Source organism: Nocardia sp. CDC160 (assembly GCF_035818795.1).
GTDB lineage: Bacteria > Actinomycetota > Actinomycetes > Mycobacteriales > Mycobacteriaceae > Nocardia.
This window is the reverse complement of record NZ_JAYKYT010000001.1, coordinates 1,408,624-1,423,395: the sequence shown is the minus strand read 5'-3', so window position 1 is coordinate 1,423,395 and position 14,772 is coordinate 1,408,624. Positions and strand designations below refer to the sequence as shown.

The following is a 14,772-nucleotide window of genomic DNA, read 5'->3' as shown; positions in this document are numbered from 1 at the left end:
TACAACACTGGCAACGAAGGTGTTGGGGTGTCATGGAACGATTCATCTTCGACGGAACGCACCTGGCCTACACGCGGCAGGGGGAGACCGGGCCGCCGGTCGTGCTGCTGCACAGCGCGGGATCCTCGCACATCATCTGGACGCCGCTGATGGCGGCGCTGGCGCGTGACTACCGCTGCTACGCGGTCGATCTGCCGGGATACGGGGAGTCGGACCGGCCCGCCGACGGATACACCCTCGAGCGCTATACCGAATTGATCTGCGCCTTCCTCATGCAGCACGGGCTCACCGACGCGGGGCTGGTCGGCAATTGCGTCGGATCGGCCATCAGCCTCACCCTCGCCCGCCGCTATCCGGAATTGTTCCGGGCCGTGGTGGCCATCAATCCGCTGACCGAATCGACTGCCATGCACGGGGATTGGCGGCACGCCGCCCACCTGGTGCGCCGGGTGCCGGACGGCACCGCGCGGGCGCTCAGCGGCTGGCACACCCCGCGCTGGGTCGCCAAGGGCACCGCGCGTTCCTGGTTCACCACCCGCCGCGCCTACCGCGAATGCCCGTACGTCGCGCCGCTGTCCTCCGGGTTCCCGGCGCGGGCGCTCGTCTACCTGGTGCGCGACCTGTCTTCCTTTGCGGCCCTGGACGATTGGCCCGATCGCGCCGAGCTGCCACCGGTCTGTGTGATCTGGGGCAATCAGAATCGCGTGCTGTCGGCGGTGGCCGGTCGGACGGTGAACGACCGGCTGCGCCCCGACCGCGCCGAGTACCTCGACGGCTGCGGCCACGTGCCGATGCTCGAACGATCAGCGGACGTCACCGCGATCGTCACCGAATTCCTCGCCGCCCACCTATCGGCCGACAGCGTCCACTGACGAATCGACGGCGACACGTCGGGTTCTTCCAGGCCAGGAGCTTTTGACAGGGTCACCGGGCGATGAGAGTGTTGGGAGTCCGTTTTCTCACCATCAGCTCGGCCGTAGGGGGACGCTGCTATGACGACATTGGCCTCGGGGCTGTTCCTGGATTGGGAGCAGATGACCGGGCAGCCGAAGGTTGTCGTCGATTTGATCAGCTTTCCGATCTTCAGCGCGATCGCCGGGTGGCTGACCAACTGGACCGGCGTGCTGATGTTGTTCTGGCCGATCTACTTCAAGGGGTTCCGGGTCCCGGGGCTGGAGTATCTGTATCCGTACTTTCCGCGGCGGGTGCAGGTGCTGCCAACGTTCTCCGGGGATGGGAAGCGGCTGGGGTTTCAGGGGTTCATTCCGGCGCGGGCCGAGAAGATGGCCAGCATCTGCGTGGACAAGGCGCTCATGCGGATCGGGAGTCCGCGCGATTTCATTCACGAACTGGACCTCGAGGGGATCGCGGACTACATCGCCGAGGTGGGGCGCAAGCAGGTTCCGGCCATGGTCGACGAGATCATGAACCACGAGAACCCGGATCTCTGGGGCGCGGTGCCCAAGGCCGTGCGCAATGTGCTCTACCAGCGCATCGAGCGGGAGCTGCCGACGCTGGCGCGGCGCGCCTTCGAACAGCTCGGCGACAATGTCGATCAGCTCATCGACATCAAGGATTTCGTCATCCGGTACCTGCGGGACAACCCGACGATCCTCAAGGACCTGACCACCACCATCGCCGCGCCGGAACTGAAGTTCATGGTCCGCATCGGTCTGCTGGGCGCGCCCTTCGGTCTGCTGCTGGCCCTGTACATGCAGGTGCACCACACCATTCCGGTGCTGGGCTGGCTGCCCGGGTGGTTCGTCATCCTCACGGCGGCGGCCGCGATCGGCGTGATCGTCAATGTCATCGCCGTGAAGATGGTGTTCGAGCCGGGCGATCCGCAGCCGCGCTACAAATACCTGTGGAAGCAGGCGCTGCTGGCCAAGCGGCAGCCCGAGGCGGCCGCCGATCTGGCGAATATCCTTGCCTACCAGGTGCTCACGCTGCCCAACCTGGCCCGCGAACTGCTCGACGGCCCCAATGGCGACAAGACCCGGCAGCTGCTCGAGCGGCTCATCTCCCAGGAGATCCACCGCCAGCTCGGCCCCACCCACTCGGTGGTGCGCACCGTCTTCGGCAAGCGACAGTTCGACAATCTGAAGGTCGGCGCGACCTCGGCCGCGGTGGGCCTGGCCCCGAGCCTGGCCGACGATCCGGAATTCGCGGCCGCCCAGGCCAAGAAGATCGACGAGTTCGCCGCCCGCAAGCTGCAGCAGCTCACCCCGGGCGAGTTCATGGAGATGTTCTACGCCTCGGTGGAGCAGGACGCGTGGCTGCTGTACCTGCACGGTGCGGCGCTGGGCCTGGGGGTCGGGCTCGTGCATTTGATCCTTTTCGGCTGGTAGACAGCCTTTTTCCGAGGCCCCTGAAATCAAGCACGCGTGCTTGCATTTTTGGGGTCCGGCTGCGATGCTGACCCGGTGGCCGATCTCGAGGCATTGCTCGCCGACTTCACCGCCGAATGCGCCGATCTGGATCGGCTGATCGCGGACCTCGATCCCGCCGAGTGGCGGCGCGACACCCCGGCCGCGGGCTGGACCATCGCCCATCAGATCGCCCACCTGAACTGGACCGACCGGGTCGCCGCCGTGGCCGCCACGGATCCCGCCACGTTCGACGGACTGGTGCAGGCCGCACCGCCCAAGGCACTCACCTTCGTGGACGAGGCGGCCGCGGAAGGGGCGAAAACCCCTGCGCCGCAACTGCTCGCCGACTGGCGACGCGATCGCGCGGCCCTGGTCGAGGCGTTGCGCACGGTTCCGGCGGGCACCAAGCTGCCGTGGTTCGGGCCGCCCATGAGCCCGGCCTCGATGGTGACCGCGCGGCTGATGGAGACCTGGGCGCACGGGCAGGACGTGGCCGACACCCTGGGTATCACCCGGGAGCCGACCGCCCGCCTGCGGCATATCGCCCATATCGGCGTGCGGACCCGCGACTTCGCGTACATGACACACGGCAAGACCGCGCCCGCCGGGGAGTTCCGGGTCGAGCTGACCGCGCCGGACGGCGAGGTGTGGAGCTGGGGTCCCGAGGACGCCGAGCAGCGAATCACCGGTCCGGCCTTGGATTTCTGCCTGCTGGTCACGCAGCGGCGACACTTCGACGATCTCGGGCTGACCGTGATCGGAGCCGACGCCCGCGAGTGGCTCGGCCTCGCACAGGCTTTCGCGGGTCCCCCCGGAAGCGGCCGAACGGCGGGCCAGTTCGCCTGACCCGCCGTCTATCCCGGCCTCCGACCAGAAATCCCAATTCCCACTTGGGCATTTGTTCCCAGGTCACCTGGGAGGGAGCGAACGAGCGCCAGCTTGGGTGCGCCGTGCCTGGTGCCGACCGGACGCCGTTGGCCGGAGGTCTCTTCGATGGCAGTCGAGTTGACGCTCGCCGCTAACAGCTTTTTTACCCACGCTTTCGACGGGGAAAACCTGATGATGTCCAACCTTTCCATTCTGTGATCCTGGTCTCTTTGGTGAGTCGGTTTACCGGACGTTCTCTGGGCCGCCGTAACCTGGACGGGCGTACGACTTTCAAAGGTGCGGGTCGTTGCGCCGAACAGGCGCAGGGGGACAGGGGAGAGGAAAGGACGCACCAGTCATGTCGCATCAACTCGCGGCACAGGCCGCCGGGTCGACCCGGCGAACGGCCCAGGCGTTCCGCTACAGCGCCATTGTCACCGCCAGCATGGCCAGCATCGGGCTGACCGTCGCCGCCGGTTCGTATATCGCCAATGAGATGGCGCACGAACCCGGCAAACTCGCCACCACCCCGCCCGGCAACCGTCCGGCGCTCATCGAACTCGGCCGCGGGAACGATCCGTCGGTCGCCCAGCCCGCCGCGCCGCTGCCCGAAACCGTGGGCCTGGCCGCGCTTTTCAGCACGCGACCGGTGGAACAGGCCGTGCTGAAGGTGAATTCGGACCGCGTGCCCGGCACGGGTGCGGCCGCGGCGACCGAGGTACCGCATCCGGTCGGCGGCCAATTCCATCTCGGCACCGCATATCTGGGCGCTCATGTGGCGGCGGCACAGCACGATTCGGTGACCCTCACCGTCGACACCAATGTCTTCGCCACCCTCGCGGACGTGCTGCTGCGCACCCCGCTCGGGGAGCAGTTGGGCATCAACGCCGATCCGAGCGCCAATACCCAGCTGCGCACCGATGTGGACAGCCGCGGCGACGTGACGCTGACCGTGTCGGATCCGGGCCTGGGTCGTTACGGCGTGCAGATCGCGCGCCATCAGGTTCCGGCCCCGGTGACCAATCCGGGCAAACAGTCGCCCCAGGGGGAGGACTCCACCGCCGTCGCTGTGTGAGACTTCCCGGTGTGTACGACTACTGCGTGATCGGCGGCGGCATCGTCGGGGTGGCCACCGCGCACCGCATTCTCGAACGCCATCCGGGGGCGAGCCTGTTGCTGGTGGAGAAGGCCGAGCGCTTGGGCCTGCACCAGACCGGGCACAACAGCGGGGTCATCCACTCCGGCATCTACTACGAGCCCGGCAGCCTGAAGGCGCGGCTGTGCGTGCGCGGCGCGGAACTGACCAAGGAATTCGCCGCGGCACACGACATTCCGTTCCGGGTGTGCGGAAAACTGCTGGTGGCCACCGATGCCGCCGAGCACGCGCGCATGCTGGCGCTCTACGAGCGCTCGGTGACCAATGGCGTCGAGGTGGAATTGCTCGACGCCGCCGAACTGGTGCGGCGCGAGCCGCGGATCACCGGCGTCGGGGCGCTGTTCGTGCCCAGCACCGGCATCATCGACTACGGCCGGGTGACCCGGGCGCTCGCCGCGGAGGTGCGCGCTGCCGGGGGCGAGGTCGTGCTCGGCGCGGAGATCACGGCCATTGTCGAAACGGACTCGGCCATCACGATTTCCGGCCCCGCGGGCAGCTGGCAGGCCCGGCGAATGGTGGTGTGCGCGGGGTTGCAGGCCGATCGCCTGGCCCGGCTGGCGCGCCTGGCTGTCGATCTGCGCATCGTGCCGTTCCGCGGCGAGTACTACACGCTGCCGCCGGAGCGCAACGATCTGGTGCACACCCTCATCTATCCGATCCCGGATCCCGAATTGCCGTTCCTGGGCGTGCATTTGAGTCCCACCATCGACGGTGAGCTCACGGTCGGGCCCAATGCGGTGCTGGGCCTGGCGCGGGAAGGCTATCGCAAGGGCAGCGTGAATCTGCGGGATGCCCGAGAGATCCTGGGCTACCGCGGTTTTCATCGGGTGGCCGCCGCCAATGTCCGCACCGGCGCGCGCGAGCTGCGGAATTCCCTGTTCAAGCGCGGGTATCTGGCCGAGTGCCGCCGCTACTGTCCCGACCTGACCCTGGCCGACCTCCTGCCCCGCGAGGCCGGTATTCGCGCCCAAGCCGTCCTGCGCGATGGCACCCTGGTGCACGATTTCCTGCTCGAGCGCACCCCGCGTTCGGTGCACGTGCTCAATGCTCCCTCCCCGGCGGCCACCTCCGCCCTGCCCATCGCCGAGTACATCGCCGATCGATTGGACGCGGTGTCCATTTGAGGACTCCGTTCAATAAATAGGATTGCTGTAGTACTTTTGAGGCAGCCGTGGGACAGGGAGCAGCCTATGGGCCATTTCAAGTACGCGAGTGACGTCGGCGCACCGGTAGAAGTCGCGTTCACATACACGGACAATCATCAGTTCGTGCCGGACTGGGCCTTCGGCGTCGCCGCCTTCGAGCCGATCGGGGATTCCGATCATGGCGCCGGAGCCGTCTTCGCCGCGACCCTGCGGGTCGGCCTGTGGCATCCCACCATCGAGTGTGAGATCACCGACTACCGCCGCAACGCGGTCATCGAGTACACACTGCGCCGACGCCGGACGGGGAAGTCGGCGTCGGCGTACTCCACCTTCTGCGTGATCACCCTGCGCTTCGATCCGCTCGGCTACGGCCGCGCGGTGCTGACCTCGGAAACCGAGTACTGGGTGCCGCGCGGACTCACCGGCAAGTTGCTCGGGGCGATGGCGGCCGCATTGGTGCAGGCCACGGTCCGGCGAACGGAGTCGCAATTGCGTAGGGAGATAGAGGAATTCCACGGCACGGATCTTGTCGGCCGGATCGCGTAGGGTAGGCCGCATGATCATCGTGAGCACCGACGGATCATGCCTGCGCAATCCGGGCGGCGCGATCGGCTGGGCCTGGGTCAATCACGCGGGCGGCTCGGCCAGTGGCGGTGCACCCTCGGGCACCAACCAGATCGCGGAATTGCGCGCGCTCCTGGAGGCCATCCGGGCGCATCCCGGCGCGGAACCCCTGCTCATCGAGAGCGATTCGCTCTACGCCATCAAGTGCGCCTCCGAATGGATCAATGGCTGGCGCACCAATGGCTGGAAGACCTCCACGGGCGGCGCGGTGAAGAATGTCGAGCTGATCCAGCAGATCGACCGCGCCATCGCCACCCGTCCCGGCCCGGTCCGGTTCCGCTGGGTGCGCGGCCATGTCGGCAACTACTTCAACGAACAGGCCGACGCGCTGGCCGGGCAGGCCGCCCGCCACGTCGCCGCCACCGGTGTCGCCACCGAGCCCGAGGATCCGGCCCCCTTAGACCCGATCACCGAGCCCCTGCCGGTGCAGGAACCCAAGACCGAGCCGCTGCCGATCACCAAGCCCGCCGACACCACGACGGTGGGAGCGGCGGCCGAGCGCATCGCGGCGGCAGCCGAAAAAGTCACGGTGGCGGCCGAAAAGGTCACGGCGGCAGCCCATTCCAAACCCGCCACCCCGCGCCACCGCGCCACCACCGCGAAAGCCGCTGCGCCCGAAGCGCTCACGCTCTTCTGAGCGATACGGCGAATACCGGAGGATCCATCCGCCCACGAGAACGGCCCGCATCCGAGTGGATGCGGGCCGTTCTATCTCTGCCGACGGGGCCGTGGCTCAGTTGCCGGGCTTGGGGGCCGCGCTGGTGGGAGCGGGCTGGGGGGCTTGGGTCGCCGAGGGGGCGGGCTGGCCCGACGGGGCGGCCTGGCCGGAGGGCTGGGCACCGCCCTGCTGGTCGTTGCCGCCACCGGTCGCCCCGGGGAACAGCGGGTTCTCGTCGCCGGAGTACACCGGCTGGAACTTGGAGACCAGCCACTTGCCGTCGTGCTTCTCGAGTTCCACGTAGGTGGGGATGGTGAGCACGATGGGCTTGTTGTGGAAATCGTTGGTGGAGGTCTGGGTCAGGCTGACCAGGACCGTGGCCTTGTTCGAGTCGCCGGACTCCCAGCCGCAGCGCAGCACGTTCAGCGAGGACTTGGCGTGCGCCTGGGACAGGATGTCCTTCACGTCGCCCGCCATGGGATCGAACATCTGCTTGAACTCACCGGTGATGAGCGCCTGCACGCGCGGGCCGAAGTCGTTCCAGGTGTTCTGGTCGTAGACCGAGACCGCCTTGGCGAAATCGCAGGCGGCCTTGGACGCCGAATCGCGGTCGGCGAGTTCGTTGCTCTTGGAATGCGATTGCCACGCGAACGCCGCCAACCCGGCCAGCGCCGCGACCAGCAGCACGCCGAGCGCGATGAGCGCGACCATCGGCACCGCGACCTTGGCGCCGAACGTCGAGGACTTCTTCTCGTCGGTCGACTTCGATTCGGCAGCCGGTGCGGGCTTCTCGGCGGGCTCGGCCTTCGGCTCGTCGGCCTTCGATTCCGCGGCCGCCGTCTCCTTCGTCAGCTCCGGCTTCTCGGCGGCCTGGTCGGCACTGGCGCTGCCCTGGGCATCGGCCTCGGCGATGGAATCGTCTTCGGTTTTCTTGTCCTGGGCAGCGTCGTCCGTCATGTATCGATCACTTTCCCGGTGCGCTGCGGCGCACCGTCTAGGTTTCGTCAGCGAGTATGCCTGTTGCGCACAGCAGCTGACTCGGGGCACTCACTTGAGCGGCGGCAGAGTCCGTTCGTTCGGGTCCGATCCCGCGGGCGGGAGCGCGCCATTGTTGGGTACATCCGGGCGCGGTGCGTTGCCGGAGCCGCGGATCTGCTGATCCATGGGCGGGTTCTGGCAGTAGCTCGCCCACTTCGGGAAGGTGTTCTCGGTGGCCACGTCCGGCCGCACCTTCTTGGTCACGTAGTCGCACCAGGTGCGCGGCCAGATGTCGACGATGGTGTAGAACTCACCGTCGTGCGCGGGCACTCCCATGGCGGAGGTGCCGACCACCAGCGAGGGGAACAGTGCCCGCAGCGCCGGGGTGCGCAGCTGCGCGGCCCTGGTGATGGCCGCGAAGTTGGTGAGCAGACTGGTCGCCGGGTCAGCGGTCTTGTCCAACACCGCGCCGAGGGTCTGCATCTGGCCGGGAGCCTGCTCCAGGATCTTCTGGAGTTCGGCATTCGCGTCGTTGAACTGCTTGAACAACACACTCGAATTACGGGTCAGCGTACCCAGATCCGGCTGCGCCAGCGACGTGGTGCCGGAGATGGTCTGCAGATTCTTGAGCAGATTGGTGGTCTGCGGCAGCAGGTTGTCCAGGCCGGTGGTCGCCACCGAGATGGCGTCGATCATGGAGCGCAGCTGATCCGGCCCGCCGGACAGCGCGGTGTCCAGCTCGGTCAGGATGACACTGAACTTGTCCGGATCGATTTCGGAGATCATGGCGCTGGCATTGTCGAGCACCGACCACACCGGGGTCGGCGTCTTGACCTTGTTGGCGTCGTACTGGATCACCGAACCGTTGTGCAGGTACGGCGCCTGATCGACATTCGGGCGGAAGTCGATGTACTGCTCGCCCGCGCCCGAGAGCGCGCCGACCGCCACCAGGGTGTCGCTGGGAATGGAGTACTTGCTGTCGATTTCGGCGGTGGCCGCGATGGCCGCGCCATTGTCGATCAGCTTGATATCGGTGACCTTGCCGATGCGATAGCCGCGCAGGGTCACGTCATTGCCGGACTGCAGACCGCCGGAACGGTCCAGATTGACCGTCACCTTGTAGGTCTGGCGCAGCGGGTTCACCCGCATGACGCTGATCGCCAAGTACGACGCACCCAGCAGCAGGATCAGCACCAGCGCGGTGTTGGACACCAGGTTCTTGTGGCTCTTCACCCAGTTCATCGGTGTCCCCCGTTGATCCGGCCGTAAATGATCTGCAGCACCTGGATCAGGGACCCGCCGAAGTCGTTGAGGTCCTTGAGATCCGGGAACTTGCTGTTGGCCGGGTCGGTGAGCAGACCGATATCGAGCATGGTGGCGGTGGCCGCGACGGCGAGGGTGTCGCCCTTGAACGAGGCGTCGGCCTTGGGCCGGATCTCGTGCAGCGCGTCGAGCGCGGGCCCGAGGGTCTGGTCGGTCTTGGACAGCGCCGTCATCAACTGGCTCACATTGTCGAGCAGGCTGGCCAGCGAGTCGGAGGTGGTGTTGGCGTAATCGCCCAGGGCCGCACTGGTGGTGGAGACCTTGGTGAGCAGATCGCCGAGCGCCTGGTTGTTCTCGGCGATGGCGCCGATCATGCTCGGCAGGCTGTCGGCCACCTGACCGAGCTGCTGGTGGTTGGCCTCGATGGTGTCGGCCAGCGCGCTGAATCCGGCCAGCGTGCCGTCGATGCGCGCGCTGTTGGTATTGAGACTGGTCATCACACTGGTCATTTGGGTGAGCACGTGGGCCAGCTGGTCGCCGCGGCCGCCGACGATGGAGTCCAACTCGGCGGTCAGCTTGGACAGGCTCGCGATGCCACCGCCGTTGAACAGCAACGAGATCGACATGAGCAGCTCTTCGACGGTCGCGCCCGCCGAGGTGTTGGTGAGCTGACCGCCGTCCTTGATCATGGCCGCGCCGGGTGCGGTCTTGGGCTTGGACACCGCCACGAAGACGTCGCCGAGCGGGGTGGCCTGGCGCAGTTCGGCCGTGCTGCCCTCGGGCAGTTCGATGTCCTTGCGGATGGCCAGGTCCACATTGGCCTTGTAATCCTTGGTCGTGATCTTGGTGACCACGCCGACGTCGGAACCGCCGATCTTGACCTTGGCCTGATCGGGCAGGTTCAGGGCGTTGTCGAAAACCGCGTGCACCGTGTAGGTTTCGCCGCCCGCGCCCGGCTTGGGCAGCGGCAGGCTCTCCACGGTCACACCGCAACCGGTGGCGACCACCGCGGTCGCCGACACCGCGACGGCGACAATGGTGCGCCGCAGGGCGGTTCGCCGAAGAAATCGATTGCTCATTTGGTCATCCCCAGCATCGCCGCCATGAGCCCGAAGTCGGGTCCGAAATCTTCCATCTTCCCGGTGCGGCAGCCATCCGACTTCATCTGGATGCGCTCGCAGAACAGGCTGACGATCTCACCGGAGAACGCGGTGCCGATCAGGCCGTGCAGGCGAATGAAGTTGCCCTGCCGATTGACCGAGCGGTCCAGGTTCTGCATGAGCAGCGGCGCCACGTCGACCACCTCGGTCATCCCGGCCGCGTTGGCGCGCAGCTGGTTGGTGACATTGGTGAGCCCGGTGAGGGTGCCGTTGAGCTGATCGGAGTACTGCGAGAACGCGCCACTGGTGTTGGCCAGGAAGGCGTTCAGCTGATCCAGCGTGGCCTGCAGGCCCGGCGCCTGATCGGCCAGCAGCCCGGTCATCTGGGTGATCTTGTTGCTGAAGCCGCGCACCGAATCGTCATTGTCGGCGAGCATGGTGGTGAGCTCGTTGAGCTTGATGATGATGGTGGAGATGGCGTCCTTGTTGTCGACGCCGGTCTTCAACGCACCCGAGAGCGCGTTGAGCACATCGCGCATCTTCTCGCCATTGCCGTTCATCATCGGGTACAGCACCCGACCCGACAGCGGACCCACGCCCTCCTGTCCCGGTTGGGGTTTCAGGGCGGCGGCGAAGCTGTCGATGGTCTTGATCATGGTGTCCAGCTCGACCGGGGTCTTGGTCTGCTGGGTGGTCAGGTGCGCGCCGTCGGGCAGCTTGTCACCGCCGGTGTAGCGCGGGGTGAGCTCGATGTGCCGGTCGGTCACGATGGACGGCGAAACCAGTGCGGCCTGAACGTTCTTCGGGATGTCCACGCCCTTGTCCACGGTCATGTGGACCTCGACGTACTGCCCCTTGGGCACGATCTTGTCGACCCGGCCCACCTCGAGCCCGAGCACGGTGATCGGGTTGCCCTCGAACATGCCCGCGATATTGAGAAAGTCGGCGGTGAAGTGCTTGGTCTGGCCCGCGGCGTCCTTCACCCCGAGCGGGACGATGGAGCAGGAGCCCACCGCGAACGCGGCGGCACCGATCATGGCGGCCTTGGCGATGCGACTGAATGCGATGCGACTGAATCTCATTGGTGGCACCCCTCGTTCACCTGCGCGAAGCACAACCAGTTGTCCGGGAACAGCCAGGGCAGCGCGACCTCACCGTAGTTGCCATTGCCGAAGGCATTGTTGAACTGGCGAATCGACGGCGGCATGATCGACAGCAGCCGATCCAGATTGTCCTTGTTCTTCTGCAGGCCCTCGGCCATGGTGTTGAGCTGCTGCAGGGTCGGCCCGAACTGGTTGTCGTTCTGCGCGCCGATCTGCTGCAGCTGACCGCTGAGCGCGGCGATATTGTCCAGCAACGACTTCAACAGGCCCTGGCGTTCCATCACCCGGTTGGCGATGGCCTCGCCCTGGGTGATCACCAGCAGCAGGCTGTTGCGGTTGTCACCGAGGATCCGGGTGACCCGGTCCAGATCCTTGAGCAGCTGGTCGACCTGATCCTTGCGGTTGTTCATGGTCTTGGCCAGCGCGCCGATGGCGTCGAGCGCCTGCACCGTCATCTGCGGGGTGTCGCCCATCTGCTGATTGATCAGATTCAGCGAGTCCGCGAGCTTCTTGGTGTCGAGCTCCTCGAACTTGGGCGTGCCCTCCTGCACCACATCGGCCAGGTTGTAGGGAACGACCGTGTTGGACTTGGGGATTCGGTTCCCCTTCAGGCCGGAGCCGTCGCCGGGCGTGAGGTCGATGTAGCGCGCGCCCAGCAGGGTGGCCATCTTGATCGAGGCCTTGGCGTCGGGGCCGAGCTTCACCTTGTTGTCGACGTTCAAGGTGATCAGCACGTGATCGCCCTCGAGCTCAGCGCCCGAGACCGAGCCGACCGCGACACCGGCAACGTCCACCTTGTCGCCCACCTTGATACCGGCGGTCTGCACGAATTCGGCCTTGATGCTCTGCTTTCCGATGCCCACCTGCTTGTACAGGGTGGAGCCGAGCAGCAGCGCGGCGATGAGCGCCACGCCGAGCGTGCCGAGCCAGAAGTTGCGGTTGGCGTTGAAGCGGGATTTGAGAGTCGCCATCATGGTCGGCACACCGCCGAGTGGGAGTTGCCGCCGATCTGCGAGAACAGACCGCGCGGGAAGAGGATGCCGTACAGCGAGACGTCCAGGCTGCACAGATATGCGTTGGCGTAGGTGCCGTTCTGGGTGAACTTGCCGACATTGGACAGGATGGCGGGCAGGTCCACCGCCGCCTGATCGAGCTTGGCGCCATTGGCCAGCAGCAGGGCCAGCGCATCGTGGGTGGCGTTCTGCGCCAGCACCAGCTTGGGCTGGATGGTGCCGAACATGTTCACCAGAGCCGTGGTGGCGTCGGCGATCTGAACGGTCGAGGCCTGCAACGACTGGCCCTGCGCGTACAGCCCGCCGATCAGGGCGCGGGTCTGGGTGACCAGCGTCTCCAGTTCGTCACCGCGCTTGGCCAGACCCGACATCACGCCGGACAGGTTGGTGATGACGTCGGAGAGGATCCCGTCGCGGCGTTCGAAATCCGAGGCCACCGCGGCGGCCTGGGTGATGAACGCGCTCAGCGAGACATTGTCACCCTGCAGCGCCTGGATGAAGGTGTTGGACAGGTTGTTCACCTGCTCCGGCTGCAGCACCTGGAACAGCGGCTGGAAACCGTTGAGCAGAGCCGAGACGTCGAAGGACGGCTCGGTGCGCTCCAGCGGGATCGAGCCATTGTTCTTCAGCGGCACGTGATCCCCGGTCTTGGGCTTGCCCGCGGGCGGCATGGCCAGCGCGAGATAGCGCTGGCCGATCAGGTTCTGGTAGCGGACCAGCGCCTTGGTGTCGCCGAACACCGTCTGATCGCGCTGCACGATGAAGGTCACCACGGCCTGGTTCTTCTTGTCCAGGTCGATCTTCTCCACCTTGCCGACGCGCACGCCCGCCATGCGGACGTCATCGCCCTCGCGCAGGCCGAGCACGTCGCTGAAGGTGGCGGAGTAGGTGTTGGTGTCGCCCTTCACCGTTCGCGCGAGCGTGTTCCAGATGACCGCGGTCACCAGGATCGACACGATCGCGAAGATGCCGAACCCGATGAGCGGCTTGCGAATGCTCATCGTCCGGCCTCGCTCTTGGTCAGTTGCAAGGTCGCACCCTTCAGGATCGGGCTCAACAGCAGGTATTCGGCCGCGGTGGGACGCCGACCCAGCAGGGCGGTGATGGCGTCGTCACCGGAGAGGGCGATATCGCCAGCGGTCGGGACCGAATTGCCGCCGGTGGGAACCGAACCCGGCTGACCGGCCGGGGCGGCGGGTGCCGGGGCGGCCGGTACCAGGTTGGGGAACAGGCCCTGCAGCGGTGTGCCCGCGAGCGGGTCGGTGCCCGGCTTCTGGGTGTCGCTCGGCTTGTCCGTCGGGGTGCCGGTGGTGGTGAGGCCCGGGATGAGCGGGAAGCCCGGCGGCGGCGCGGTGACCGGCAGGTCCTTGGCCGCGTCGATGGCCCTGGGCCGCATGGATTCCGGCAGCGTGCCCGGATCCGAGACCAGCGGCGCGGTGGCGCAGCTGGGCGCGGCCAGGTCGCCGTAGCGCGGGCAGTCGTCGCGGGTGTAGGGCTTGTAGGGCGTGAAGGTGATGCCCATGTTCCACACCATCTGGTTCTGCGGACCCCAGTGGAAGGTCGAACTCAGCTTGCGCACCGAGTCGTTCAGATTCGAGATGGCCTGCGGGATGGCGTCCGGGTTGTCCGACAGCGCGCCGAACAGGGCGCTGGAGCCGATGGTGACGTCCTTGCCGACATTCGGGTTGCGGGCGAACAGACCGTTCACCTTGTCGATGGTCGACTCCGAGCCGGAGATGAGCGCGGTCAGCTCGGCGCGGCGGTCGGAGATGGTCTTGGCCGTCTCGACCGAATCCCGCAGCACGCCCATGAGTTCCGGCGCGGACTGGTTGAGCGCGTGCATGGAGGCCGTCAGGTCGTCGAGGAAGCCGCTGACATTGGGCACCGAGGTGCGCACCCCGTCGAGCCAGCGGTCGACGCGTTCGATGGTGGAGCCGGGCATGCGCCCGCTGCCGTCGAGCGCGTAGGACAGCGTGCCCAGCACCCGGCCGAACTGCACCGGATCGATCTTGCCGAGAATGTCGCGGACCTTGGTGAGGGTGTCCTGCAGGGCGATGGTGCCCGTGGAGGTGTCCTCGGCGATCTGCGAGCCCTCCTTCAGATGCGCGGAATCGGCTCCGTTGTAGACGAGTTCGACCGAGGTGACGGCGAACAGGTTGGAGGGCACCACGCGCGCGGTGACATTGGCCGGGATGCCGTCGGTGTACTCGGGTTTCATCTCGATGTGCACCTCCTGCTTCTCGCCCTTGGCCGCCACCGACACATCCTTGACCGCGCCCACCAGCACCCCGCGGAACTTCACGTCCGCGTTGGCGGGCAGACCGTCACCGGTGGTGGTGAGATTCGCGGTGACATTGACCTTTTCGACGAAGTAGCCGCGGTACCGCGCGAACAGGAAGCCCAGTACGACGGCGATGACGGTGAGGCCGCAGACCCCGGCGATGAGCAATTGCCGCATCGTCGGTCCGCGCCCGCTCGGATCGATGATCATCGTGC

Annotated in this window: 13 protein-coding genes and 1 pseudogene; 7 read left to right on the top strand and 7 right to left on the bottom strand. The window is 66.6% G+C overall.

Annotated elements, in window-relative coordinates; translation table 11 throughout:
- The first annotated feature begins 32 nt into the window (after positions 1-32).
- From VMT40_RS06345 to VMT40_RS06315, 7 genes and pseudogenes are all read left to right on the top strand, one after another.
- Complete coding sequence (locus VMT40_RS06345; RefSeq protein ID WP_326356975.1) at positions 33-872, top strand: alpha/beta fold hydrolase; 840 nt, start codon at positions 33-35, stop codon at positions 870-872.
- A gap of 120 nt (positions 873-992) precedes the next feature.
- Positions 993-2,348 carry a hypothetical protein gene (locus VMT40_RS06340; protein WP_326356974.1) on the top strand — a complete coding sequence of 452 codons (1,356 nt, stop codon included), beginning with the start codon at positions 993-995 and terminating at the stop codon, positions 2,346-2,348.
- Between the two features lie 75 nt (positions 2,349-2,423).
- Positions 2,424-3,215, top strand: a complete 792-nt coding sequence (locus tag VMT40_RS06335; protein ID WP_326356973.1) for a TIGR03084 family metal-binding protein — start codon at positions 2,424-2,426, stop codon at positions 3,213-3,215.
- 379 nt (positions 3,216-3,594) lie between these two features.
- Positions 3,595-4,311, top strand: a complete 717-nt coding sequence (locus tag VMT40_RS06330) for a hypothetical protein (RefSeq protein ID WP_326356972.1) — start codon at positions 3,595-3,597, stop codon at positions 4,309-4,311.
- Complete coding sequence (lhgO, locus tag VMT40_RS06325) at positions 4,308-5,516, top strand: L-2-hydroxyglutarate oxidase (protein WP_326356971.1); 1,209 nt, start codon at positions 4,308-4,310, stop codon at positions 5,514-5,516. Before VMT40_RS06330 ends, lhgO begins: the two co-directional genes overlap by 4 nt.
- Positions 5,517-5,582: 66 nt before the next feature.
- A complete protein-coding gene (locus VMT40_RS06320) occupies positions 5,583-6,083 on the top strand; it encodes an SRPBCC family protein (protein ID WP_326356970.1) in 501 nt (166 codons plus the stop codon).
- A 10-nt stretch (positions 6,084-6,093) separates the two neighbouring features.
- A pseudogene (locus tag VMT40_RS06315) lies at positions 6,094-6,522 on the top strand (ribonuclease H family protein); the annotation flags it as partial.
- Positions 6,523-6,894: 372 nt separating this feature from the next.
- Here VMT40_RS06315 and VMT40_RS06310 read toward each other — a convergent pair.
- The 7 genes from VMT40_RS06310 to VMT40_RS06280 all read right to left on the bottom strand — a co-directional run bounded on the left by VMT40_RS06310 (position 6,895) and on the right by VMT40_RS06280 (position 14,767).
- The gene (locus VMT40_RS06310; protein ID WP_326356969.1) at positions 6,895-7,776 is read right to left on the bottom strand and encodes a hypothetical protein; all 882 of its coding nucleotides are present in this window, start codon (positions 7,774-7,776) and stop codon (positions 6,895-6,897) included.
- A gap of 90 nt (positions 7,777-7,866) precedes the next feature.
- A complete protein-coding gene (locus VMT40_RS06305) occupies positions 7,867-9,039 on the bottom strand; it encodes an MlaD family protein (protein WP_326356968.1) in 1,173 nt (390 codons plus the stop codon).
- Positions 9,036-10,139 (bottom strand): MlaD family protein, encoded by a 1,104-nt coding sequence (locus VMT40_RS06300; RefSeq protein ID WP_326356967.1) that lies wholly within the window; start codon positions 10,137-10,139, stop codon positions 9,036-9,038. Before VMT40_RS06300 ends, VMT40_RS06305 begins: the two co-directional genes overlap by 4 nt.
- Positions 10,136-11,242, bottom strand: coding sequence for an MlaD family protein (locus VMT40_RS06295; RefSeq protein WP_326356966.1), 1,107 nt, complete (start codon positions 11,240-11,242; stop codon positions 10,136-10,138). The genes VMT40_RS06300 and VMT40_RS06295 overlap by 4 nt, the downstream gene beginning before the upstream one ends.
- Positions 11,239-12,234 (bottom strand): MCE family protein, encoded by a 996-nt coding sequence (locus tag VMT40_RS06290; protein WP_326357220.1) that lies wholly within the window; start codon positions 12,232-12,234, stop codon positions 11,239-11,241. The genes VMT40_RS06295 and VMT40_RS06290 overlap by 4 nt, the downstream gene beginning before the upstream one ends.
- The gene (locus VMT40_RS06285; protein WP_326356965.1) at positions 12,234-13,277 is read right to left on the bottom strand and encodes an MCE family protein; all 1,044 of its coding nucleotides are present in this window, start codon (positions 13,275-13,277) and stop codon (positions 12,234-12,236) included. Before VMT40_RS06285 ends, VMT40_RS06290 begins: the two co-directional genes overlap by 1 nt.
- Positions 13,274-14,767: an MlaD family protein gene (locus VMT40_RS06280; RefSeq protein ID WP_326356964.1), complete on the bottom strand. Its 1,494-nt coding sequence runs from the start codon at positions 14,765-14,767 to the stop codon at positions 13,274-13,276. The genes VMT40_RS06285 and VMT40_RS06280 overlap by 4 nt, the downstream gene beginning before the upstream one ends.
- Positions 14,768-14,772: the final 5 nt, after the last annotated feature.